This is a genomic window from Streptomyces sp. NBC_00224 (assembly GCF_041435195.1).
Taxonomy (GTDB): domain Bacteria; phylum Actinomycetota; class Actinomycetes; order Streptomycetales; family Streptomycetaceae; genus Streptomyces.
Map to the genome: position 1 here is coordinate 3301977 of NZ_CP108106.1, position 23979 is coordinate 3325955.

Here is a 23979-nt window from a genome sequence, read left to right on the forward strand (position 1 = left end):
CGGGCGAGTATGCGACCGGTCAGGGCGTGGCGAGCGCATTGCGGGAGGCCGTGGCGCGGGCGGCGAACCGGCGCACGATCTCCTCGCCCGCCAGCACGCCCCGCTCGTCGAGGACGTCGACGTGCGGCGCGGTCCAGCCGGAGTCCGCGAGCTCGCCGTGGCCCGGGCGCCAGCCCTCGTCGGCGGCGAGCAGCAGGTCCGCGTCGAGGAGCGAGTCCCCGGCGGCCAGGGTGAGTTCGGCGCCGGTGCGGCGGGCCACCTCGTGCACGGCGGCGCTCTTGGTGAGCGGTTTCGGCACCGCGTAGATCTTGCGGCCCTGGAGCGAGACCGTCCAGCCGCGCTCCTCGGCCCAGGCGCCCAGCTCCTTGACCCAGTCCTCGGGCAGCAGCGCGCGCTCGACCACGAGGTAGGCGAACAGGTCCTCGGCGACCCGCTCCTTGCGCAGCCAGAGCGGGTCGGCGGTGGCCGAGATGTGGGCGCGCACCTCGTCGAGCGTGGCGCACTCGGCGGCGATCGTGGCGTCCACGAGCCGCCGCCAGTCGCGGTCGGCCACCCCGTCGACGAGGAGCTGCCCGCCGTTGGCGCAGATGGCGAACTTCGCGGGCAGGCCCGGCAGTTGGATGCGCTGGTACTGCTTGCGGGTCCGGGTCGTGGTGGGCACGAAGACCGTGTCCGGGTCCGCCTTGAGCGCGGCGAGCAGGGTGGCCGCGTTCTCGGTCATGTACGAGAGCGGCTTGTGCTCGTGGATCTCGACGCAGAGCAGCCGAGGCGCCCGGGGGTCGGGCATGGTCAGGTCGAGGGCCGCCGCCGAGTAGATCAGCGTACGGTCCAGATCGCTGGCTATCAGGGTGCTCATCGGGAGGCCACCGCCTTGCCGTCGGCGCCGGTCGCCCCGCGCGTGTACTGGGGGTGGATCAGTCCTACGCAGCTGTACGGCAGGTCGTCGACCCATTCCACCGGTACCCCGCGCTGCTCCGCAAGGAGGCGTACGTGGTCGAGGTCGGCCCCGGCGTCGCGGTGGGCCAGGATCTTCCAGGGGACGCGGCGCAGCAGGACGCGGGTGGTCTCGCCGACGCCGGGCTTGACGAGGTTGACGTCGTGGATGCCGTACTCCTCGCTGATCCGCTCGACGGCGGCCCAGCCCTCCCAGGTGGGGCTGCGGTCGGCGGCCCGCAGCGCCTTGGCCTCGCGCTCGACGTCGGCGGCGACCTCGTCGAAGCGGGCGGCGACGGCGTCCAGGAAGTCCACCGAGACGTCGGAGTCCGCCAGCTCGCGGTAGAACTTGGCGCCGTGGAAGTCGCCGGGCCCGATCAGGTCCTTGCGCAGCACGGTCCGCGATATCAGCCCCGACACGGTCGAGTTGAGGCACGCGGACGGGATCAGGAAGTCCTCGCGGGTGCCGTACGTACGGACGCAGGAGCCGGGGTCGGCGAGGACGGCGATCTCCGGGTCGAAGCGGTCAACCCCCGAGGATTCGGCGAACTCCCGGATCGCCGCGGCCAGTTCGCGCGTGATGGCGCCCTTGCCGGTCCAGCCGTCGACGAAGACGACGTCGGCGGGGTCGTGGTGGGCGGCGAGCCAGCGCAGCGCGTTGGGGTCGATGCCGCGGCCGCGCACGATGGAGACGGCGTAGTGCGGCAGGTCGAGCCCGTGCCGCTGCCCGGCCCAGCGGCGCATCAGGACGCCCACGGGGGTGCCCGCGCGGGCCAGCGAGACCAGGACCGGGCGGGGCGACCGCTCGGCCAGGACCGTCTCGGTCACGACGCCCACGGCACGGGCGATGCGCTCGGCCGAGGAGTCGAGCGCGGTGCGGAAGAGCTCCTGGTACTGGGGGGACGGCTGGTACTCGACCGGCAGCGACTCCGCGTAGTGGGCGCCGCCGCTCTGGATCGCCTCCTCGCGCTCCTCGGTCGGCGCCTCAAGCTCGACCCCGGACAGGTCCTTGAGCAGCCAGCCGACCTCGTCGGGCGCGTACGAGGAGAAGGCGGGCCCCCGGAGGGGCTCGGGCAGGGGCTCGGGCATGGGGGCACCTTTGGGTACGTACGAGGGGACGACGGCCAGCACGACGTGCGGGATGTGCGCGGCGAGCCTGGCGAGCAGGCCGTCGGGGGCGTGCAGTTCGGGGGTGTCGGCGGCGGAGTCGACGACGGCCACGACGGTGTCGTACCCGGCGCCGGCCACGTTGTACGCGTAGCGCTCGCCGGGGCCGTCGGCGGGGTCGTCGTGGGCGGGGAAGACCAGGCGGGTGCGGATGGCGTACCCGGGGTCGTCGACGGCCAGCACGGGCGACCTGGTGGTGGTCGAGTAGCGGACGTCCGTTCCTGTTCGCTCCAGGGCGAGGGCGAGGCGCAGGGGTGCGTACATCAGCTCCTCGAAGCCGAGCACGAGGGTACGGCCGGGGGTGGGCCCCAGGGCTCCCTTGATGGCGGCGGCCATCTGCGGAAGCGCGGCTTCCAGGTGCGTGCGGTGCGCCGGGGTGAAGCCGTGGCGTCCGCCGTCGGGGATGTTGGGGGGCCAGGGGAGGCCGACGCGGACCGGGGCTGGGGTCGAAGGAACGGCGCCCGGCGCCGGGGTGCCGCTGTGCCCACCCGTGCCGCCCCTGGCGGCACGCATGCCCACAGCGGCAGCGGGAACAGCAGAGGCAGCCGCAGGCGTCGTGGCCGCCCGGTCAGGGCTTTCGGGAAGGGGCGGGGTGGGGGAATTCTCGTGCTCGGCCGGCAGCGGCGCCGGGCGCGGGTCCGGCTCGGCCGCGGCCTCGTGCTGCGCCACCAGTGCCATCCCCCGTTCCAGCACCCCCTCCGGCAGGAGAACCGTTCCTGCTGCCAGGGTCACCAGGGCCACCTCCGCCCCGATCTCCGCCGCGAACGCGGTCAGGCGGGAGCGGTCCGCCGGGGAGCGCATGTCGACCAGGGCGACTATCACGTACCGGGTGCGCGGGTACCGCGCGTGCAGCGCCCTGATCGTGTTCAGGACCGTGTTGCCGGTCGAGAACTCGTCGTCGACCAGGACCAGCACCCCGTCCCCCGCCAGCAGCGCCGGATCCTCCGGCAGCAGCAGGTGGGAGGTCGCGTGGGAGTGGGACTCCTCGAAGCCGCCCGCCCGCGCGACCCCCTCGACGGGGCGGCGCGTGGAGTGGAGGTAGGGCGCCGCGCCCAGGCCGTCCGCCACCGCGTGGCCGAGGCCCGTCGCGGTCTCCGCGTAGCCCAGGACGACCGCTCCGGCCGCCTCCGGGCCGAGCAGCTCCCGTACCTCCTCGCCCAGCGCGTACCCCGCCCCGTACACCCGCGAGGGCCGCTGGGGCACGTGCTTGCCCAGCACGTTGGAGACCAGCAGATGCGCACGCTTGGGGTTGCGGCGCAGGGCGAGGCCCAGCAACTCGGGCAACCGCTCGTCACCCTGGAGTTCGACTCCGAGCCGCTCCGCGACCCACGTTCCCGACCAGACCACCACGTTGTCGACGCTCTCCGTCTTTGTCATCCGGCCAGGCCGGCGGTCAGCAGCTCCACGAAGCCGGTGTCCTCGTGCGCGACGCCGAAGACCTCGGCGCGCAGCAGAGTCCGCTCGGCCCACGCACGGTGCGGCTTCACTTCGTTCATTTTGTTCGTATACGCGGAACGCAGCACTCCGCCGCCGCCCCGCTCCGGCCGCAGGATGTCCCGGGCGTCGCTGTACTCCTCGTGGCTGACCACCGACAGCGCGTGCACCGGCACCACGTGCGAGGGGTGGATGCAGGTCTTGCCGAGCAGCCCGTTGGCGCGGTCGAGCTCGATCTCGCGCAGCAGGCCGTCGATGTCGTGCTCGATCAGCGTGTCGCGCAGTTCCTCCGCACGCCCCTCAAGGAAGGGGCTGCGGCGCAGCTGGGGCTTGAACATGCGCTCCTGGAGCCTGAAGTACTCCCAGACCGGGCCGGTGATCGTGAAGCCCGTGCCGTCGGCGCGGCCCAGCACGTTGACCACGTCCGCGATCACCCCGGCCACGATCTGCACGTCGTACGCCGTCATGTCCGGCGAGCGCCGCAGCCCGTACGCCGAGCAGAAGTCGGTCACGCCGAGCCGCAGCGCCAGCACCCGGTCGCGGTACTTGTCGACGGTCCGGGCGATGCCGGTCAGCGTCTCGCAGCGGGTCTCCAGGTGCAGCAGCTCGGGCGATTCGAGCACCGGCATGGCGAACAGCCGCCGCCCGCAGGCCGCCTCGGCCGCGCCCAGCGCCTCCAGGAACGGCACCCCGCGCTCCTCGGTGAACTTCGGCAGTACGAATCCGGACAGCATCCGCACCGAGGAGCCGAGCCGCCGCACCAGATCGGGGATCTGGGCGGGCTCGCGGACCCGGATGAACAGCAGCGGGGTCTGTCCGCCGCGCGCGTCGAGGTCGGCGAACTGGCGGACCAGATTGGCCTCCGCCCCCGCCACCTCGGCGTCGTCGATCGAGTCCTCCAGGCAGAGCACCATGGACACGACACCCCGGCGGGCCTGCTTGAGCACGTCGTCGGCGAGCGTGGGGCGGGTCGCGGGGCTGTAGAGCGTCGCCCCCAGGGCGGCGGACAGCACCCGCGCGGGAGAGTCCGAGTCGAACTCGACGGGTTCCCGGTGGAACAGGTCCTTACGAGCAGCAGGCGGAACGTGCCCGAAGTGACGCATATGGATTCCCCTGTACTGCAACGATGGCCCGGACTGAGTGAGGGTGGGTGGCCGGTAATAGTACGTAAGAACACATGTCGCGAGTTCCCCGCGTGCGTGAAATCCAGGTAACCGGCCCGCGCCCTTCCCGTGGCGCGCGCGGACGCGGTACGTAAGGTACGTACCGCTCATCTGCGGGACAAGGCCGCCCTCGGGCCCCCGCGTTGTCCGGGCGGGCGGCGGGAAGGCAGGATTGCGACCATGACGCACGCGATGCTGAAGGGATCCAACGTCCCGCTGGACGCCATGGCCGTGAGGGCCGTGCTCCGCTGGACGCCGGGCGCCGACGTCCCGGACGTGGACGCCTCGGCGCTGCTGCTCGCCGCCGACGGCCGGGTGCGCTCCGACGAGGACTTCGTCTTCTACAACCAGCCGCGCCACCCCTCGGGCCTGGTGCGGCGGCTGCCGAAGAAGCGGGTCGGGGACGGACTGACCGACACCATCGAGGCGGATCTGGCCGCGCTGGACCCGTCCGTCGACCGCGTCCTGGTCACCGCCTCCTCGGACGGCGCGACCTTCGGGTCCGTACGCGACCTGCGGATCCTGCTGTACGACGCGGGGCCGGGCGGCACCGAGCCGCTGGCTGTCTTCGATGTGAAGGCGGAGACCGGCGAGGAGACCGCGATCATCTGCGGCGAGCTCTACCGGCGCGGCGAGACGTGGAAGTTCCGCGCGGTGGGGCAGGGCTATCCGACCGGTCTGGTGGGTCTGGCGACGGAGTACGGGATCTCCGTGGACGAGGACGGCGAGGCGGGCGAGGAGGCCGACGCGGGCTCCTCCGGCGCCGACCGGGCCAGGACCCACGGCCAGGCCTCGCCCGGGGCCCACTCGGCGTCCGTGCCGCAGCCGCACGCCGTTCCCCCGGACCGGTCGCAGCCGCAGACCGAGCCCTATGTGCCGCCGCTGCCGTCCGCCTCGCCGCCCTCCTACGGCTATCCGCAGCCCGCGCCGCCGCAGCACCCTCCCGTGCACCAGCCCTCGTACGGCTATCCGCAGCCCGCGTCGGCGCAGCCCGGCTACGGCTATCCGCAGCCGGCGGCCGCGGCGGCGCACCCCGGGAACCCGGACTTCGTGCTGCCGCCGATGGGGCCGCAGTTCATTCGGCAGTGACGGGCGGGGCCGGGCGGGCGGCTGCCCGCCTGACCCGCTCACGGGCGCACTCTCAGGCCTTCGTCTTGTAGCCGCGCCCCCACTGGAGCCCCCATCCGTAGAGGCGGTCCAGCTCGGCCTGGAAGCCGTACACGAACTTCACCTCGCGGCGCACGACCATGTCCCCCTTGATGTTCTCGATGGAGACGACGGCGCAGGAGCGGGCCTGCGGGGCGTGCTCGTCCAGGTCGATCTCTATGCGCGGGCCGTTGCTCGGGTAGAGCGTGACTTTGGCGTGCGTACGGTCGAAGGCGGGCGTCTGGTCGTAGATGTAGACGAAGACCAGCAGCCGCTTGATGGACTCGCGGTGGTCGAGGTTGACGTAGATCGTCTCGCCGGACGGCGAGCCGAACCGGTCGTCGCCGCTGAGCTGGACGTACGGCGCCGCGTTGGTGGCGCCGAAGAAGCCGCCGAGCGGCTGCACCACGCCCTTGGAGCCGTCGTTGAGCTCGTAGAGGCAGCCGAGGTCGAGGTCGACGTTGACCACGCCCTGGGTGTGCGCCTGGACCACATCGGGCTTGAACAGCTTGAACGGGTGCCGCAGCACGCTGGGCCCCGACCGGCCGCCGAAGTCGGAGGTGCGCATCCGCCACGACAGGTTGACGCGCAGCGACCCGGAGTTGGCGCCCTGCTTGCCGAGCGAGACCACCGGGTGCCGTTTGGTCAGCTCGATGGCGTTGCTCGCGGCGCTGCCCGTGTCGAACTGCGCCGAGGGCCTGCCGCCGCGCAGCAGGTTGTCCCAGAAGGCCATCTGTTCCCCACCCCTATACGAACCAAGTGAACGGCCCCGCACCGGAAAGAACGGCGGGGCGGCCGGAAGGCGCGAACCTTCCGGCCGCCCCGCTCAGAGCGTTCCGCAATCGTCGACGGGTCACACCACGGATTCAGACCCCCGTGGAGACTTCCGCCTTCTCACTGAAATCCCCGCCGCCCTCCGCGGCGATCCGCTTGTTGCGGCGGACCGAGGACCAGAAGGACCAGGCGATCAGGAGGACGCCGACGCTGCCGGTGATGACCTCGTGGATCTCGTACTGGATGGTGACGAGCAGGATCACGGCGAGGGCGCCGATCGCGTAGTGCGCGCCGTGCTCCAGGTAGACGTAGTCGTCCAGGGTGCCCTGGCGGACCAGGTAGACCGTGAGGGACCGCACGTACATGGCGCCGATGCCGAGGCCGAGCGCCATCAGGACGATGTCGTTGGTGATGGCGAAGGCGCCGATGACGCCGTCGAAGGAGAACGAGGCGTCCAGGACCTCAAGGTAGAGGAACATGAAGAACGCGGCCTTGCCGGCGAGCAGGACCGCCGAGGCGCCGCCCTTGCCGCTCTTCTTGGCCTCTTCCTCGGCCTCCAGCTCGGCTTCTTCCTCTTCCTCCAGCTTGTCCTCGAAGTAGCCGGAGAGGCCGCCCACGATCATGTACGTGATCAGACCGGCGATGCCGGAGATGAGGACCGTCTCGCCCTTGTCCGCGTGCGCCCCGCCGTGCAGATGGGCGTGGGTCGCGAAGGTCATCGAGGAGACGAGCAGGACGCCGAGCGCGATGGCGACCGAGAGCATGTCGACCTTGCCGAGCTTGGCCAGCGGCCGCTCAAGCCAGCGCAGCCACTGGATGTCCCGGTCCTCGAAGATGAAGTCCAGGAAGATCATGAGCAGGAACATGCCACCGAAGGCGGCGATCGACGCGTGCGCGTCGGTCACCAGTTCCTTGTAGTGCTCCTTCTCGTTCAGCGCCAGGTTGACGGCCTCGATGGGGCCGATCTTGGCGCTGATGGCGACGATGACGACGGGGAAGACCAGTCGCATACCGAAGACGGCGATGAGCACGCCGATCGTGAGGAAGATCTTCTGCCAGAAGGCATTCATCTTCTTCAGAATTCCGGCGTTGACCACCGCGTTGTCGAACGACAGCGAGATCTCCAGGATGGACAGGATCGCCACGATCCCGAAGGCCGTCCAGCCGCCGTAGAGCACCGCAAGGACAAGACCGACCGCAGTGATCACGAATGACCAGCCGAAGGTTTTCAGAATCACTGACTTCCCCATCTAGCTAGTGGGGGTCCCCCCAGACGGAGTCTGGGGGAGGGTCTCCCCCCGCGCCGCACCCGACTTGGGCGTGGCTTTACGAAACGTTGACCCCGAAGTCTAGAGCGATCCCCCGGAGTCCGGACGCGTACCCCTGACCGACCGCACGGAACTTCCACTCGCCGCCGTAGCGGTAGAGCTCGCCGAAGATCATCGCGGTCTCGGTGGAGGCGTCCTCGCTCAGGTCGTAGCGCGCGAGTTCCTGGCCGTCGGCCTGGTTGACCACCCGGATGAAGGCATTGCTGACCTGGCCGAACGTCTGGCCTCGGTTGTCCGCCTCATGGATCGAGACAGGGAAGACGATCTTGTCGCAGCCGGCCGGCACCTTCGTCAGGTCGACGATGAGCGACTCGTCGTCGCCCTCGCCCTCACCCGTGAGGTTGTCCCCGGTGTGCTCGACCGAGCCCTCCGGGCTCGTCAGGTTGTTGTAGAAGACGAAGTAGTCGTCGCCGAGCACGCGCCCGGTCGCGCACAGCAGCGCGCTGGCGTCGAGGTCGAAGTCGGCTCCGGTGGTGGAACGCGCGTCCCAGCCGAGGCCGACCAGCACCTGGGTGAGGTTCGGTGCGGCCTTGGACAGGGAGACATTGCCCCCCTTGGCGAGCGTGACGCCCATGATCGTGTGTCCTCCCCTGAGTGGCGAACGAAGGGTTGAGCGCGTCCGGCGCCGCACTGGGGTGCGGCGCCGGACGAGGGAGAGCGACGGCTCAGACGTTGACGCCGAAGTCCTGCGCAATGCCACGCAGGCCCGACGCGTACCCCTGGCCGATGGCGCGGAACTTCCACTCCGCCCCGTTGCGGTACAGCTCGCCGAAGACCATGGCGGTCTCCGTCGAGGCGTCCTCGCTCAGGTCGTACCGGGCGAGCTCGGTGTTGTCGGCCTGGTTCACCACGCGGATGTACGCGTTGCGGACCTGGCCGAACGACTGCTGGCGGCTCTCGGCCTCGTAGATCGAGACCGGGAAGACGATCTTGTGAACCTCGGCCGGGACACCGGCCAGGTTCACCTTGATGACCTCGTCGTCGCCCTCGCCCTCACCGGTGAGGTTGTCACCGGTGTGCTCGACGGAACCGTCGGGGCTCTTGAGGTTGTTGAAGAAGACGAAGTTCGAGTCGTTGGCGACCTTGCCCTGGTCGTTGGTCAGCAGTGCGCTGGCGTCCAGGTCGAAGTCACCCCCGGTGGTGGTACGAGCGTCCCAGCCCAGACCGACGATGACCGCGGTCAGGTTGGGGGCGGCCTTGGTCAGCGAGACGTTGCCGCCCTTGCTGAGGCTGACTCCCACGAGTCCTCCCAATGGTGTGAGGGGCCGGCTTGGTCAGCGTCCCCGTCGTGCGTTGGCATCGGATCAACGTCTGGATCCTAGTGACCGGTTCCCGCCTCAAACAGGCGATTCGGCCGAAGGTTCACAGGGTGTCGAGCGCCTTGACGTAGTCATTCAGGTCCCGGGCGTCCGGCAGACCGTTCTCGACGGTCCAACGGACCACGCCGTCCTTGTCGATGACGAAGGTTCCGCGCACCGCGCAGCCCTTCTCCTCGTCGAAGACCCCGTACGCGCGCGAGACCTCGCCGTGCGGCCAGAAGTCCGAAAGCAGCGGGTACTCCAGACCCTCCTGCTCGGCGAAGACGCGCAGGGTGTGGATCGAGTCGTTCGAGACGGCGAGCAGCTGGGTGTCGCGGTCGGTGAACTGCGGCAGGTTGTCCCGCAGCTCGCACAGCTCGCCCGTGCAGACGCCGGTGAAGGCGAACGGGTAGAAGAGCAGCACCACGTTCTTCGCGCCGCGGAAGTCCGAGAGCTTCACGGTACGGCCGTGGTTGTCCTTCAGCTCGAAGTCCGGGGCCTTGGTGCCGACCTCGATCGCCATGGAAACGCATCCCTTCTGTGGGCCAGAACGGGCGGCCGCGGTGGGCCGTCCGGTGCGCCCCACCCTACGCACAGGGCCCCCACCGGCGATGCCGGTGGGGGCCCTGGGACGTGGAGGGTCAGCGCTTGCCGGACTTCAGGCGGGTGCCCGACCAGTCCTTGCCCACGCTGATGCTCTTGGCCGGGGAAAGGCCAGCAGTCTGCGCGGCGTCGTTGACGTCACTGGGCTCGACGTATCCGTCCCGGCCGGTCTTCGGAGTCAGCAGCCAGATGGTGCCGCCGTCCTCCAGGAGGCCGATGGCATCGACCAGGGCGTCCGTAAGGTCGCCGTCCTCGTCGCGGAACCAGAGAACGACGACGTCGGCGACGTCGTCATAGTCCTCGTCAACGATGTCCTGGCCAATCAGGGACTCGATGCCCTCGCGGAGATCCTGGTCGACGTCTTCGTCGTAACCGATCTCCTGGACCACCTGTCCGGGCTCGAACCCCAGCCTGATGGCCGGGTTGGTCCGCTCCTCCGCGTGGTCCGCGGTCGCGCTCACGGCTTGCCTCCTGATCTTGATTCGGTAAGTAATGCGGCCCCACGCACGCGCGAGGCTTGGGCGTAGTCCACACGGGCGGGACGAATCGCGCAAGTACCAGGCCCCCGAACCCGCCCTTTGGGGTGCAGTGTCCCCCCGGTAAGGGGCGAACCCGGGCCCGGTGGTGATTCATCCCACACCCTTGCAGATAGTTTGCACGCTTCTGCTCCGTGCGTACGCCAATCGGGGTGACGCGCCCTTTGGGGAACACACGCACGGCTTGGGCGTAAGGTTGCGATTTGGGCGGCCGCACACCTCGTTACCCCTCGGTAGAGATGACGTTTGCGTCCTCGCGGTCCACGATGGGATGCGGCGCACCAACCCCGCACGCCCCCCGACAGCGAAGGAACAGCGTGGCTTCCGGATCCGATCGCAACCCGATCATCATTGGCGGCCTTCCCAGCCAGGTCCCGGACTTCGATCCGGAGGAGACCGAGGAGTGGCTCGCCTCCCTGGACGCGGCGGTGGACGAGCGGGGGCGTGAGCGCGCCCGCTATCTGATGCTCCGCCTCATCGAGCGGGCCCGCGAGAAGCGCGTGGCCGTGCCCGAGATGCGCAGCACGGACTACGTCAACACGATCGCCACCAAGGACGAGCCGTTCTTCCCCGGCAACGAGGAGATCGAGCGCAAGGTCCTCAACGCGACCCGCTGGAACGCCGCGGTGATGGTCTCGCGCGCACAGCGCCCGGGCATCGGGGTCGGCGGCCACATCGCCACCTTCGCCTCCTCCGCCTCCCTCTACGACGTGGGCTTCAACCACTTCTTCCGGGGCAAGGACGACGGCAAGGGCGGCGACCAGATCTTCTTCCAGGGGCACGCCTCCCCCGGCATCTACGCCCGCGCCTACCTCCTGGACCGGCTCAGCGAGCAGCAGCTCGACGCGTTCCGCCAGGAGAAGTCCAAGGCGCCGTACGGGCTGTCCTCGTACCCGCACCCGCGTCTGATGCCGGACTTCTGGGAGTTCCCGACCGTCTCGATGGGCCTGGGCCCGCTCGGCGCGATCTACCAGGCCCGGATGAACCGCTACATGGAGGCGCGCGGCATCGCCGACACCTCCGACTCGCACGTGTGGGCGTACCTGGGCGACGGCGAGATGGACGAGCCGGAGTCGCTGGGCCAGCTCTCCATCGCCGCGCGCGAGAACCTCGACAACCTGACCTTCGTCGTCAACTGCAACCTCCAGCGCCTCGACGGCCCGGTGCGCGGCAACGGCAAGGTCATCCAGGAGCTGGAGTCGCAGTTCCGCGGCGCCGGATGGAACGTCATCAAGCTGGTCTGGGACCGCTCCTGGGACCCGCTGCTCGCCCAGGACCGCGACGGCATCCTGGTCAACAAGCTGAACACCACGCCGGACGGCCAGTTCCAGACGTACGCGACGGAGACCGGCGGCTACATCCGCGACCACTTCTTCGGCGGCGACCACCGGCTGCGCGCCATGGTCGAGAACATGACCGACCAGCAGATCCAGCACCTGGGCCGCGGCGGTCACGACCACAAGAAGGTGTACGCGGCGTACGCGGCGGCCAAGGCGCACAAGGGCCAGCCGACCGTGATCCTCGCGCAGACCGTCAAGGGCTGGACGCTCGGCCCGAACTTCGAGGGCCGCAACGCGACCCACCAGATGAAGAAGCTGACGGTCGAGGACCTCAAGCGCTTCCGCGACCGGCTGCACATCCCGATCACGGACGCCCAGCTGGAGGCCGGCGCCCCGCCGTACTACCACCCGGGCCGCAACTCCGAAGAGATCCAGTACATGCACGACCGCCGCAAGGGGCTCGGCGGCTATGTGCCGACCCGTGTGGTGCGCGCGAAGCCGCTGGCGCTGCCGGAGGACAAGACGTACGCGGCCGCGAAGAAGGGCTCGGGCCAGCAGTCGATCGCCACCACCATGGCGTTCGTCCGCATCCTGAAGGACCTCATGCGGGACAAGGAGATCGGCAGGCGGTTCGTGCTGATCGCGCCGGACGAGTACCGCACGTTCGGCATGGACGCGTTCTTCCCGAGTGCGAAGATCTACAACCCGCTCGGCCAGCAGTACGAGGCGGTCGACCGCGATCTGCTGCTCGCCTACAAGGAGTCCCCGACCGGTCAGATGCTGCACGACGGCATCTCCGAGGCGGGCTGCACGGCCTCGCTGATCGCCGCGGGCTCGGCGTACGCGACGCACGGCGAGCCGCTCATCCCGGTCTACGTCTTCTACTCGATGTTCGGTTTCCAGCGCACCGGTGACCAGTTCTGGCAGATGGCCGACCAGCTCTCGCGCGGTTTCGTCCTGGGCGCGACCGCCGGCCGCACCACGCTGACCGGTGAGGGCCTCCAGCACGCCGACGGCCACTCGCATCTGCTCGCCTCGACGAACCCGGGCTGTGTCGCCTACGACCCGGCGTTCGGGTACGAGATCGCGCACATCATGCAGGACGGTCTGCGCCGGATGTACGGCGAGACCGCCGACGGCAAGCCCGGCGAGGACGTCTTCTACTACCTGACCGTCTACAACGAGCCGATCCAGCACCCGGCCGAGCCGGCGGACGTCGACGTGGACGGCATCCTCAAGGGCATCCACCGCTACGCCCGGGGGACCGCGGGCACCATCCCGGCGCAGATCATGGCGTCCGGCGTGGCCGTCCCGTGGGCCCTGGAGGCGCAGCGGATCCTCGCCGAGGAGTGGAACGTACGGGCCGACGTCTGGTCCGCGACCTCCTGGAACGAGCTGCGGCGCGACGCCGTCGAGGCGGAGGAGCACAATCTGCTCCACCCGGAGGAGGAGCAGCGCGTCCCGTACGTCACGCGCAAGCTCTCCGGCGCCGAGGGCCCGTTCGTGGCCGTCTCGGACTGGATGCGGGCCGTGCCGGACCAGATCTCGCGCTGGGTGCCCGGCCGGTACACCTCGCTGGGCGCCGACGGGTTCGGCTTCGCCGACACCCGGGGCGCGGCGCGGCGCTTCTTCCACATCGACGCCCAGTCGATCGTCCTGGCGGTGCTCACCGAGCTCGCCCGGGACAACAAGGTGGACCGCTCGGTCCTGAAGCAGGCCGTCGACCGCTACCAGCTGCTCGACGTCACCGCGGCGGACCCGGGGGCCGCGGGCGGCGACGCGTAGCCGTCACGTTTCCGAGAGGGCGGTGGGGCCGGTTCCGGTCCCGCCGCCCTTCGGCGTTCTTCTGGCCGCTTCACCGCTTTTAGAGCCTGTCTTTGAACCCCCGTCGTCCGCCCGGAGGGCGGGCGCAGCGGCGGTCGGTGCGTGCGATCGGTGTGCGGCGCCCCAGGTCATGTGGCGGAGCCACCTGTCCTGGGGCGCCGTGCGCCGAGCGTGCGTGCCGACCGCCGCTGCGCAGACGGGGGTTCAAAGACAGGCTCTTACGATGCGCACATGAAGCAACTACCCGCACAGACGCGGTGGGAGCGGCGGACCCAGTGGCCGCTGCTCGCACTGGCCGTCTCCTTCGCCCTCGCGTACACCGTGCCCGTCGTCCACCCCGGGGCGGGGACCGGGGTGCAGGACGTGTGCGTCGGAGTGGAGTGGGTGGTGTGGGGCGCTTTCGCCTGCGACTACCTGGTGCGGCTCGCCCTGTCCGGGCAGCGGCTGCTGTTCGTCCGCACCCACTGGCTGGACCTGCTCGCGGTGGTGCTGCCGCTGATCCAGCCGCTGCGGCTGCTCCGGGTCGTCTCCACGCTCGCCCTGGTGGGGCGGCGGGCGCGGATGGCCCCGCAGATACAGCTGACCGTCTATGTCGGCGGGGCGGTGGTCGGGCTGCTGATGTTCGGCTCGCTGGCCGTCCTGGAGGTGGAGCGGGGCGCGCCGGCCGGGAACATCAAGACGCTGGGCGACGCCGTGTGGTGGTCGTTCACCACGATGACCACCGTCGGCTACGGCGATCACGCGCCGACCACCGGGCTCGGGCGGCTCATCGCGGTGGGCCTGATGCTGTCCGGCATCGCCCTGCTCGGTGTGGTGACGGCGAACATCGCGGCCTGGTTCATCTCCCGCTTCGAGCGCGACGGCGAGGAGGAGCGGCGCCAGACCGCGCTCTTGGAGGCGCTCACCCAGGAGGTGCGGTCGCTGCGCGGGCAGGTGGCGGCGCTGGCGGGCGGGACGGAGTGCGCCTGCGAGCGCGGCCCCCGGAGCACGCCCCTGCCCTGACGGAACACTCACCGCCTCTCAGCTCTGCCACACCTTGAATGCCCGGACCCGGTAGGGGTTCTGGGGCACCCAGGACCCGCCGCCCGGATGGGTGTCGAACTCGGCCGTCTCCGCGCACACCTCCGACTGGTACGCCGTCACCGGGCGGCCCGTCCGGTTGGCGAGGGACCCGGCGTCCGTGCCGGGCGGTAACGCCGTACAGCTCTCGATCTCGATGTTCCTCAGGTCGTACACCTGCCGGGCGCCCTTGAAGTCCGGCTGCTTCCAGAGGCACAGCTCGCCGGGCGCGCAGGCGCCGAGGCGCGGCGGGGCGGCCGCGCGGGCCTGGGCGGGCAGCAGGAACGCGGTGGCGGCGAGGACGGCCGCGGCTGTCGTCTGTGTGCGCATGGTGGGTGTTCGCATGGTGGGTCAACCCCCGTGTCATCGGCTTCGGTTGATCAGTGAACGCACCCCGATCACCCCGAGTTTCCGTACGACCCCACTTCACCCGGACAGGCGACCCCCCGCCGGATCATTGACGACCGAGCGCGAGGGGCTGGATGCGGAGAGCGATCCGCGCCCGCGTGTCGCGGTGGCCGCCTTCACCGATGTGACGAGAGTCGCGGGCGGGCCGCGGGGCAGGGGCGAGGACACCGGCGCGGAGACCCCGCGACGGTCGACCGAGGCCGTCCCGCCCAGCCGGGCCCGGCCCTCTCGGGCGACCGACGCACCTGATCACCGGGGGTGGATGCCGCACGGAGCGTGCGCCCGCGCGCGCGGTGGGTGAGACCTCCCCACCCTCCACGACCTGTTCAAACGTGATCTGAGTCACTGTCACCCCAGTGGACCTTCCGGGCCTCCTACTCTGTACCGCAGTGACTTCCTTCGACTCCTCCCCCACACTCAACGTCTGGCGCGCCCTGCTCGCGCTCGCCGTCGTGTTCATGATGCTCGCGACCTCGGGCTGGACCGCGGTCCGCGGCCACCAGGTGTCGACCGAGCCACGCTCCGTCGCCCTCGCCGCCTGGGCGAAGGGCACCCTCGACGGCGAGAAGCTCCCGGCCCCGGACACCTCACCGCGCCGGCTCAGCCGCTTCTTCGCCTCCCTGACGGCCATCGAGCGCACCGACCTGGTCCGGCACTACCCGCTGGTCGTCGGCAACCTCAACGGCGCGCCGATCCCGCTGCGCTACGAGGCGAACCGGCTGGCCCTCGCCGAGGCGCGCGACATCGAACGCGCCCGGATGCACGACAGCCGGCTCACCACCGACGGCCGCCAGAGCGCGGGCCGCCGGATGCACCGGTACGAGTCGCTGCTCGACGGCGACCGGCAGATCCTCGCCTTCGACCCGTCGGACAGCGGCCGCGTCGCCGAGGTCTTCGGCGACCTCGAACACGCCGAGCGCATCTCGATGGTCGTCCCGGGCGTCGACACGAACGTCATGACGTTCGAGAAGAGCACGCGCAAGTACTCCGCCCCGGTGGGCATGGCGCAGTCGCTGTACGCGGCGGAGCGCGCGGCAGGTCCCCGCACCCGCACCGCGGTGATCGCCTGGGCCGACTACACCACCCCGGCCGGGCTCGGCATCGACTCCGCGATCGGCCGGCTGGCCGAGGACGGCGCGGTCCGGCTCGACAAGCTGGTCCGTGCTCTGCCGGGGAACGCGCCGGTCTCCCTCTTCTGCCACAGCTACGGCTCGGTGCTGTGCGGCGTCGGCGCGCACCGGCTGCCGCCCCGGGTGGTCGACATAGCGGTCGCGGGCAGCCCCGGTATGCGCACCCAGAGCGCCTCCCACCTGGGCACCTCCGCCCGGGTGTGGGCGATGCGGGACCGCGACGACTGGATCGAGGACGTGCCGCACCTGGACGTCGCGGGCCTGGGCCACGGCGCGGACCCGGTGTCCTCCGGGTTCGGCGCGCGGGTGCTCTCGGCGGCCGGCGCCGTTGGCCACGCGGGCTATTTCGAGCCAGGCACACAGAGTCTCGCCAACTTCGCCGCGATAGGCGTCGGTTCGTACCAGTCCGTCAGCTGTCTCAAAGCCAATTCGGCCTGCCAGCGCGGTATTTCCGGCGCGGACGCGGCCTGACGCGCGTAGAAATCGGCGCCGCCGCGGACGTACGTGTGACATTGCGGCCGGCGCCGAGGGGGGACGCGCGGGCGTGCGCCGCCTACGATGAGGCGCATGGGTGATGTGCTGGCCGGAATTCATGCCACCTGGGAGTTCGAGCCCGACTCCGTACTCATCCGCTTCGAACGGGGGATCCGCACGCCGAAGCTGTTCACGGCGCTGCGCGAACGGCGCATCCCCCACGAAGCGTTGGAGTCGGTGACGCTGACCCCGGGCAAGCGCGGCACGGTGGTGCTGCACGCGGTGCCGAGACCGGGCGCCGACCCGCTGATGGAGGCCGCGGCGGGGCAACTCAAGGACGGGTGCGACCCGTACCGCCTGGTGCTGCCCGCGGAGCGGGAGACGCTCGCCGAGTACTACGCGGACGAGCTGCGCGCGCTGCTCGCACCGGATACGGCGGAGCCTTCGGAGCGGTACGTGGTGGCGGCGCCGGAGCTGCCGCAGAGCTTCAAGGCGTACGACGGGAAGGCCTCCTTCGACGGCCGCCAGGTGTCGTTCCGCTGGTTCTGGACGGGTGCCTCCTCGGCGAAGTGGAAGGCGGGCGACCAGACGTTCCCGCTGGCGTCGCTGTGCGGGGTCGAATGGCGCTCGCCGGAGGTCTTCGACGGCCATCTGCGGCTGCTTCGGCGCGATGCCGACGCCACCGCGCCGCAGGCCGACCAGGACCCGGCGGCGGTCGTCTTCGGCCTCGGGTACGGGCCGGTCCACGAGTCGCTGCCGTTCGCGGCGGCGCTCCTCCAGGCGATCCGGGGCGCGGCAGGCGCGCCGGTCCCGGTGGCCCACGCGTCCCCCGGGCGGCGCGACCCGGCCGACATCGCCGAAAGGATCCGGCACCTGGGTGAACTCCATCAGGCCGGGCTGGTGACGGACGCGGAATTCAGCGCGAAGAAGGCGGAGTTGCTGGCGGAGCTGTAGGCGGCCGGGGCGGGGCCCGTGGCCCCGCCCCGGCCGCCTAGGCTTGATCACGCCATGAACAACGCACCCCTCAATGTGCTCGGCTCACTCGTCCTGGCCCTGCGCACCCCGGCCGAGTCCGCCGAGCCACTCCTCGCGCGAGCGCCGCGGCGGTGGCAGCGGATGACCCCGTACGCCGTCGTCCTCTGCTTCGTCGTGCTGCTGCTCCCGATCACGGTCACCGTGCTGACGCACGACTACAAGGCGCCCGGCGGCTGGGCGGGGGCGCTCGCCATGGCGCAGACCGCGCCGCTGCTGCTCGCCCTGACCCGGCCGCTCCAGGCGTGGTGGATCGTGTTCACCGCCGACGTGGTGGGCGCGGTGGTGCTTTCGGGCACCCAGGGGATGGAGGGGCGGCCCTGGCCGTGGACGCCGATGGTGATCATCGGCCATCTGGTGCTGATGGCGTGCCTGGGGCTGCGCGCCGCGCCTCGTACGCTCGTCGCGGTCTGGCTGGTGACCGGCGCGGCCGGGGTGGCGCTCTCGGCGATGAAACCGGCGTACGCGACCTCCGCGACCAACGTCCACGTCCTGATGTTCGTGCTCAGCGGGGTGACCCTGCTGCTCACCGGCGCGCTGCGCGGCCGGGGCGAGGCGGAGCGCCTGCTCGCCGAGCAGGAGGCGATCAGCGAGGCCGAGCACGCCCAGCGGACCATCCTGGAGGAGCGCGCCCGGATCGCCCGCGAGCTGCACGACGTGGTCGCCCACCACATGTCGGTGATCACCGTGCAGGCCGACTCCGCGCCGTACCGCGTCCAGGGTCTGCCCGCCGAGGCGCGGGAGGAGTTCGCCACGATCGCGGCGAGCGCGCGGGAGTCGCTGAGCGAGATGCGGCGGCTGCTCGCGGTGCTGCGCAGCGACGGCAGCGAGAGCGAGCGGGCCCCGCAGCCGGGCGTCGACCGGGTGCAGCAGCTGGTCGAGGCGACGGTACGGGCCGGGGTGCCCGCCGAGTCGGCGCTGTCGGCGGACCTGCCGGGGCTGCCGCCCGCGGTGGACCTCTCGGCGTACCGGATCGTGCAGGAGGCGCTGGCGAACGTGGTCCGGCACGCGCCGGGCGCGCCGACGCGCGTCTCGGTCGGGGCGGACGGCGCGGATCTGCTGGTGGTGGTCGTCAACGGGCCCGCCGCCGAGCCCCGTTCGGCCCTGGAGACGACCGGGACGGGGCACGGGCTCGTCGGGATGCGCGAGCGCGTACGGTTGACCGGCGGAACGCTGGACACCGGCCCGCTGCCGGACGGCGGCTTCCGGGTCGCGGCCCGGCTCCCGCTGCACGCGCCGGACGGCTCCGGCTCCGGCACCCCTCTCTCCGACAGCACCGACAGCACCGACAGCACCGAGGACACCCGTTGACCATTCGCGTGATCATCGTCGACGACCAGGCCATGGTGCGGGCGGGGTTCGCCGCGCTGCTCTCCGCGCAGGCGGACATCGACGTGGTGGGCGAGGCTCCCGACGGCAGGCAGGGCATCGAGGTCGCCCGCCGCACGCATCCCGACGTGGTGCTGATGGACGTCCGGATGCCGGAGATGGACGGGCTCGCGGCGGCGCGGGAGCTCCTCGACCCGCCGCCCGGGGTGGTCCACCGGCCGAAGGTCCTGATGCTGACGACGTTCGACGTGGACGACTACGTGTACGAGGCGCTGCGGGCCGGGGCGTCCGGGTTCCTGCTGAAGGACGCGCCGCCGGCGGATCTGATCGCGGCGGTACGGGTGGTGGCGGCGGGCGAGGCACTGCTCGCGCCCTCCGTGACGCGCCGTCTGATCGCGGACTTCGCCAGGCAGCGCCCGCCGGTCCGCAAGGCCCCGGCCCTGCGGCTGAACGGGCTCACCCCGCGCGAGACGGAGGTCCTGGAACTGATCGCCCGGGGCCTGTCCAACCAGGAGATCGCGGCGAGCCTGATCCTCGCCGAGCAGACCGTGAAGACCCACATCGGCCGCGTCCTGGCCAAGCTGGAGCTGCGCGACCGGGCGCAGGCGGTGATCTTCGCGTACGAGTCGGGGCTGGTGTCGCCGGGGTCGTAGCCCCGTACACCCCCTACCCCGGTAGCACCCCCCACTCGGCACCCCGGTGTGACGCCCCCGCACCCGCCTTCTTCCTACCTTCCTCCTCGCAACGCCACACAACAGCGAGGAAAGGCAGGGCCACACCATGCGCCGATTCGGGAGGACCCTGGTCGCCGCCGCGCTGACCGTGACGGCCGTCGCGGGGACCGCCGGGTGGGCCTCGGCGGGGAGTCAGCAGGCCGTGGTGGGGCCGCCGCCGGGGGCCGCCGCCTGGGTGGCCGACACCGTGCTCGGACGGCCGCTGCCCGACCCGGCCACCGCCTCGCCGCGCGAAGTGGCGCTGTTCTTCGCCGGGTTGAGCCACCGGCAGTGCCAGGACCTGGTGCGGCGGCACCCGTTGACCGTGGGGAACCTGGACGGCGCTCCCGTCTCCCTGCGGTACCAGGCCAATCGGCTCGCCCTCGCCGCCGCGCACGACCCGCGCTACGACCGGCTCGCCGGGCCCGGTCACCGCGTCCTCGCCTTCGACCCGCGCGGACGCGGGCAGGTGGCCGAGGTGTACGGGGACCTGGAGCGGGCCGAGCACGTGTCCGTGGTGGTGCCGGGGTCGGACATCGACGCGGGCAACTTCGACCGGAGCAGCGACCCTTACGGCACCCCGGCCGGGATGGCCTCCTCGCTGCGGGCCGCGACCGGGGGCCGCAGCGCCGTGGTCGCCTGGACCGGCTACACCACCCCCGTCGGCCTCGGCGTCGACGCGGTCACCGATGACCTGGCCAAGGCGGGCGCGACCCGGCTGGCCCGGTTCACCGAGGGCCTGGCGGCCGTGGGCCTCCCGGACCCGGCGCTGTTCTGCCACAGCTACGGCTCGGTCGTGTGCGGCCTGGCCGCCCCGCGCGTCGTGGCCTCCGACATCGTCGTGCTCGGCTCCCCCGGCATGCACGCCGACACCGCCGCCGACCTGGGCACCGACGCCCGGGTGTGGGCCGCCAAGGACCCCTCGGACTGGATCTCGTACGTACCCAATGTTCGGTTCCTGGGCCTTGGGCACGGGGCGGACCCCGCTGATCCGGACTTCGGGGCGCGGCGCGTGGACGCCTCCGACGCCCAGGGGCACACCGGCTACTTCGCGCCCGGCACCGCCTCGCTGCGCCAGTTCGCCGCCATCGCGACGGGCGACGCGTGATGCCGGGGCACGTGGCTTCGAAGGACTTCGAGGGGCTTCGAGAGTCAGCCCTCGCGGCCCACCGACGTCGACGACGACATGTCCGGGTAGCGGTCGCCCGCCACCAGGTCCGCGATCGGCTCAAGAGCGGCCAGTTCCCCTGCGGTCAGCGTGATGCGGGTCGCGGCCGCGTTCTCCAGGAGGCGGGTGCGCTTGCGGGTGCCCGGGATCGGGACCACCGTCAGACCGTGCACCTGGGCGCGCTGCTGCACCCAGGCGAGGGCGATCTGCGCGGTGGTCGCCCCGCGCTCGGCGGCGATCTTGTGCAGCGGCTCCAGGAGCGCGGTGTTGGCGCGGGCGTTGTCGCCGGTGAAGCGCGGCTGGTGGCGGCGGAAGTCGCCGCCCGACAGCTCCTTGGCCGCGTCGGCGAACGCGCCCGTCAGGAAGCCGCGTCCGAGCGGCGAGTACGGCACGAAGGTCACACCGAGCTCGGCGGCGGCGCCGACCGCGCTGCGCTCGACGTCCCGGCTGAAGACCGACCACTCGGACTGGAGGGCGGCGATGGGGTGCACCGCGTACGCCTCGCGCAGCTCGGCGCCGGTCACCTCGCTCAGGCCCAGGTGCTTGACCTTGCCTTCCCGTACGAGGTCGGCCAGCGCGCCCACCGACTCGGCGAACGGGACGCCGGGGTCGCGGCGGTGCATGTAGTAGAGGTCGATGACCTCGACGTCCAGACGGCGCAGGCTCGCCTCGACGGCCGTCCTGATGTAGGCCGGATCGTTGCGGACGGCCCGGTACCCGGGGTCGTCGGCGCGGCGCTCGATGGCGAACTTGCTGGCCAGGGTGATCTCGTCGCGGTGGGCGGCGACGAACGGGGCCAGGAACTCCTCGTTGGCGCCGGACCCGTAGATGTCGGCGGTGTCGATCAGCGTGACGCCCGCCTCGACGGTCGCCTCCAGGGTGTCGCGGGCGGCGGCCTCGTCGGTCTCGCCGTAGAACTCGCTGATGCCCATGGCGCCGAAGCCCTGGACGCCGATCTCGGGGCCGCCGTCGCCGAGCCGTACGGTGGCGATCTTCTCGGTGCTCGTGCTCATAGCCGTTCAGGCCCTCTCCGACGCCCGCCGGGCGTCCGCGTAAAAGTCGATCTTGTGATCGAGGACGGCGAGCGTGTCCTGGAGCTCCGCCATGCGCGTGATGACGTCGCGCCGGGTCTGCTCCAGGAGCTCCTGCCGTTCGTCGAAGGTGTGCTCGCCCTCGCGGACCAGCTCGGCGTACCGGACCATGTCGGCGACCGGCATCCCGGTCAGCCGCAGCTTGGTGACGAAGGCCAGCCAGTCGAGGTCCTTGTTGGTGAAGCGCCGCTGCCCGGTGTGCGAGCGGTCCACGTGCGGCATCAGGCCGATCCGCTCGTACCAGCGCAGGGTGTGCGCGGTGAGGCCGCTGAGGGCGGAGACCTCGCTGATCGTGTAGCGGTCCTGGCCCTCGGGTCGCGGGTGCGACGGACGGGTCTTGCACAGGTCCACGACCGCCGACTTCACAGGGATGCTCTCGATCACCGTCATGACCTCCACGCTAGAACGTTGGAGTGCACTCGAAGCAAGCGGAATAGGAGGGCGGTTTCCGTGACCGTTTAGGCTCGTACGCATGAAGAGCCTGGCGCTGATCGAGAACTGGCCCGTGCCGCACGCGGCGGCCGCCGTCGTCCGTGCGGACGGCACCGTCGCCGGGGCGCACGGCCCGACCGGGCAGCGCTTCCCGCTCGCCTCCGTCACCAAGCCGCTCGCCGCGTACGCCGCGCTCCTCGCGTACGAGGAGGGCGCCGTCGAGCTGGACGAGCCCGCGGGGCCCCAGGGCTCGACCGTGCGCCATCTGCTCGCGCACACCTCGGGGCTCGCCTTCGACGAGCACCGGGTGATGGGTGCGCCCGGGGAGCGGCGGCTCTACTCCAACGCCGGGTTCGAGGTCCTGGGCGACCACATCGCGAAGCGGACCGGGATCCCGTTCGCCGACTACCTGCGCGAGGGCGTCCTCGAACCGCTCGGGATGACGTCGACGTCGCTCGACGGCTCGCCCGCCAAGGACGGCGTCTCGACCGTCGACGACCTGGTGCGGTTCGCGGCGGAGGTGCAGGCGCCGCAGCTGCTGCACCCGATGACGGTCGCGGAGGCGATGACGGTGCAGTACCCGGGTACGAAGGGCGTCCTGCCGGGGTACGGGCACCAGAACCCCAACGACTGGGGCCTCGGGTTCGAGATCCGGGCCGCCAAGTCCCCGCACTGGACGGGGATGTCGTCTTCCCCTCGCACGTTCGGCCACTTCGGCCAGGCCGGGACGTTTCTGTGGATCGACCCGGAGGCGTCGGCGGCGTGTGTCGCCCTGACGGATCGGGCGTTCGGGGCGTGGGCGGTCGAGGCTTGGCCGGCGTTCACGGATGCGGTGCTGGCGGAGCTGGGTTAGTTCCCCACCCCGCCCCTTCCCGAAAGCCCTGGGCCGGGCGGCTGGTTCGTCGGCTGCGAGCCGGTGGGGGCTGAGCGCGCAGTTCCCCGCGCCCCTGACCACCTGGGGCCCCGGGCCCCCCCTACGTCTCGTTCAGTTCCCAGAACAGGACTTCCGCCCCCGTCGTCGCCACCAGGTCCAGCTCGGCCGCGTCCGTCACCCTCGCCGAGTCGCCCGGGCCCAGGTGTTCGGTCGCCAGGACGACCTCGCCTCGTACGACGTGGACGTAGACGCCCGGCGCATCCGGGACCGCCGTGCGCTCGCCCGGAACCAGGCGGCGGACGTAGAGCATCGCGCCCGCCGCCAGGACCGCGTACGGGGTCGAGTCGGCTATGCCGCGGACGATCTCGTACGACGGGGTGCCGCCGGGCTGCCTGGGGGCCAGCCACATCTGGACGAAGACCAGGGGGGCGGTGCCGTCGTTGCGCTCCTCGTGGCGGACGCCTCCGGCCGAACTGAGGTGCTGGACGTCCCCCGCCCGTACGACCGTCGCATGGCCCGTCGAGTCGCGGTGGGTGAGCTCGCCCTCCACCACCCAGGTGACGATCTCGGTGTGGCTGTGCGGGTGCTCGTCGAAGCCCGCGCCCGGCGCGAGCCGCTCCTCGTTGCAGGCCAGGACCGGGCCGAAGCGCAGATTGTCCGGGTCGTAGAAACGGCCGAAGGACAACGCGTGCAGGGACTCGACACCGGCCGCCGCGTCGCCGCCCCGGTAGCGCTCGTGGGCGCGCCTCACGGAAATCACGGGGTCCACGGTAGGGCCTGTCC

At 71.3% G+C, this 23979-nt stretch carries 22 protein-coding genes; 9 read left to right on the top strand and 13 right to left on the bottom strand.

Going from position 1 to position 23979, the window contains the following annotated elements; genetic code table 11:
• Positions 1–19: 19 nt before the first annotated feature.
• Genes OG965_RS14835 through OG965_RS14845 form a run of 3 tightly spaced genes read right to left on the bottom strand, consistent with a single transcriptional unit; the run spans position 20 to position 4637 of the window.
• Positions 20–856, bottom strand: coding sequence for an HAD family hydrolase (locus tag OG965_RS14835; protein WP_371652539.1), 837 nt, complete (start codon positions 854–856; stop codon positions 20–22).
• Positions 853–3477: a phosphoribosyltransferase gene (locus OG965_RS14840; RefSeq protein WP_371652540.1), complete on the bottom strand. Its 2625-nt coding sequence runs from the start codon at positions 3475–3477 to the stop codon at positions 853–855. Before OG965_RS14840 ends, OG965_RS14835 begins: the two co-directional genes overlap by 4 nt.
• Entirely contained in the window at positions 3474–4637 is a 1164-nt protein-coding gene (locus tag OG965_RS14845) for an HpcH/HpaI aldolase/citrate lyase family protein (protein WP_371652541.1), read from the bottom strand. Before OG965_RS14845 ends, OG965_RS14840 begins: the two co-directional genes overlap by 4 nt.
• A gap of 240 nt (positions 4638–4877) precedes the next feature.
• On the opposite strand from OG965_RS14845, the gene OG965_RS14850 reads away from it, so the two are divergent.
• Positions 4878–5786 carry a TerD family protein gene (locus tag OG965_RS14850; RefSeq protein WP_371652542.1) on the top strand — a complete coding sequence of 303 codons (909 nt, stop codon included), beginning with the start codon at positions 4878–4880 and terminating at the stop codon, positions 5784–5786.
• Between the two features lie 52 nt (positions 5787–5838).
• Here the strand turns inward: OG965_RS14850 and OG965_RS14855 are convergent, their stop codons facing one another.
• The 6 genes from OG965_RS14855 to OG965_RS14880 form a co-directional block, all read right to left on the bottom strand.
• Complete coding sequence (locus OG965_RS14855) at positions 5839–6576, bottom strand: Tellurium resistance (RefSeq protein WP_371652543.1); 738 nt, start codon at positions 6574–6576, stop codon at positions 5839–5841.
• A 133-nt stretch (positions 6577–6709) separates the two neighbouring features.
• Positions 6710–7855, bottom strand: coding sequence for a DUF475 domain-containing protein (locus OG965_RS14860; RefSeq protein ID WP_371652544.1), 1146 nt, complete (start codon positions 7853–7855; stop codon positions 6710–6712).
• Positions 7856–7943: 88 nt separating this feature from the next.
• Positions 7944–8519, bottom strand: coding sequence for a TerD family protein (locus tag OG965_RS14865; protein WP_371652545.1), 576 nt, complete (start codon positions 8517–8519; stop codon positions 7944–7946).
• Between the two features lie 91 nt (positions 8520–8610).
• Positions 8611–9186 (bottom strand): TerD family protein, encoded by a 576-nt coding sequence (locus tag OG965_RS14870; RefSeq protein WP_371652546.1) that lies wholly within the window; start codon positions 9184–9186, stop codon positions 8611–8613.
• 121 nt (positions 9187–9307) lie between these two features.
• On the bottom strand, positions 9308–9766 hold the full coding sequence (locus OG965_RS14875; RefSeq protein ID WP_371652547.1) for a peroxiredoxin: 459 nt from the start codon (positions 9764–9766) through the stop codon (positions 9308–9310).
• Between the two features lie 118 nt (positions 9767–9884).
• Positions 9885–10307, bottom strand: coding sequence for a DUF3052 domain-containing protein (locus OG965_RS14880; protein ID WP_371652548.1), 423 nt, complete (start codon positions 10305–10307; stop codon positions 9885–9887).
• Positions 10308–10699: 392 nt separating this feature from the next.
• Here OG965_RS14880 and aceE point away from each other — a divergent pair, with 392 nt between their 5' ends.
• Positions 10700–13447, top strand: coding sequence for a pyruvate dehydrogenase (acetyl-transferring), homodimeric type (gene aceE, locus OG965_RS14885; protein ID WP_371652549.1), 2748 nt, complete (start codon positions 10700–10702; stop codon positions 13445–13447).
• Between the two features lie 270 nt (positions 13448–13717).
• On the top strand, positions 13718–14488 hold the full coding sequence (locus tag OG965_RS14890) for a potassium channel family protein (RefSeq protein ID WP_371652550.1): 771 nt from the start codon (positions 13718–13720) through the stop codon (positions 14486–14488).
• 18 nt (positions 14489–14506) lie between these two features.
• Here the strand turns inward: OG965_RS14890 and OG965_RS14895 are convergent, their stop codons facing one another.
• The gene (locus tag OG965_RS14895; protein ID WP_371652551.1) at positions 14507–14875 is read right to left on the bottom strand and encodes a peptidase inhibitor family I36 protein; all 369 of its coding nucleotides are present in this window, start codon (positions 14873–14875) and stop codon (positions 14507–14509) included.
• Positions 14876–15342: 467 nt separating this feature from the next.
• Here OG965_RS14895 and OG965_RS14900 point away from each other — a divergent pair, with 467 nt between their 5' ends.
• The 5 genes from OG965_RS14900 to OG965_RS14920 all read left to right on the top strand — a co-directional run bounded on the left by OG965_RS14900 (position 15343) and on the right by OG965_RS14920 (position 20739).
• Positions 15343–16554, top strand: coding sequence for an alpha/beta hydrolase (locus OG965_RS14900; RefSeq protein WP_371652552.1), 1212 nt, complete (start codon positions 15343–15345; stop codon positions 16552–16554).
• Positions 16555–16650: 96 nt separating this feature from the next.
• Entirely contained in the window at positions 16651–17511 is an 861-nt protein-coding gene (locus tag OG965_RS14905; protein ID WP_371652553.1) for a DUF4429 domain-containing protein, read from the top strand.
• A gap of 54 nt (positions 17512–17565) precedes the next feature.
• Complete coding sequence (locus OG965_RS14910; RefSeq protein ID WP_371652554.1) at positions 17566–18900, top strand: sensor histidine kinase; 1335 nt, start codon at positions 17566–17568, stop codon at positions 18898–18900.
• Positions 18897–19571: a response regulator gene (locus OG965_RS14915; protein WP_371652555.1), complete on the top strand. Its 675-nt coding sequence runs from the start codon at positions 18897–18899 to the stop codon at positions 19569–19571. The genes OG965_RS14910 and OG965_RS14915 overlap by 4 nt, the downstream gene beginning before the upstream one ends.
• A 127-nt stretch (positions 19572–19698) precedes the next feature.
• Entirely contained in the window at positions 19699–20739 is a 1041-nt protein-coding gene (locus OG965_RS14920; RefSeq protein WP_371652556.1) for an alpha/beta hydrolase, read from the top strand.
• Between the two features lie 44 nt (positions 20740–20783).
• Here the strand turns inward: OG965_RS14920 and OG965_RS14925 are convergent, their stop codons facing one another.
• Together OG965_RS14925 and OG965_RS14930 are read right to left on the bottom strand one after the other, a co-directional pair.
• Positions 20784–21812 (bottom strand): aldo/keto reductase, encoded by a 1029-nt coding sequence (locus OG965_RS14925; RefSeq protein WP_371652557.1) that lies wholly within the window; start codon positions 21810–21812, stop codon positions 20784–20786.
• A 6-nt stretch (positions 21813–21818) separates the two neighbouring features.
• On the bottom strand, positions 21819–22280 hold the full coding sequence (locus OG965_RS14930; protein ID WP_371652558.1) for a MerR family transcriptional regulator: 462 nt from the start codon (positions 22278–22280) through the stop codon (positions 21819–21821).
• Between the two features lie 82 nt (positions 22281–22362).
• Between OG965_RS14930 and OG965_RS14935 the strand changes: the two genes are divergently transcribed.
• On the top strand, positions 22363–23175 hold the full coding sequence (locus tag OG965_RS14935; protein WP_371652559.1) for a serine hydrolase domain-containing protein: 813 nt from the start codon (positions 22363–22365) through the stop codon (positions 23173–23175).
• Positions 23176–23296: 121 nt separating this feature from the next.
• Here OG965_RS14935 and OG965_RS14940 read toward each other — a convergent pair whose 3' ends face one another.
• Positions 23297–23956 (bottom strand): pirin family protein, encoded by a 660-nt coding sequence (locus OG965_RS14940; protein WP_371652560.1) that lies wholly within the window; start codon positions 23954–23956, stop codon positions 23297–23299.
• Positions 23957–23979: the final 23 nt, after the last annotated feature.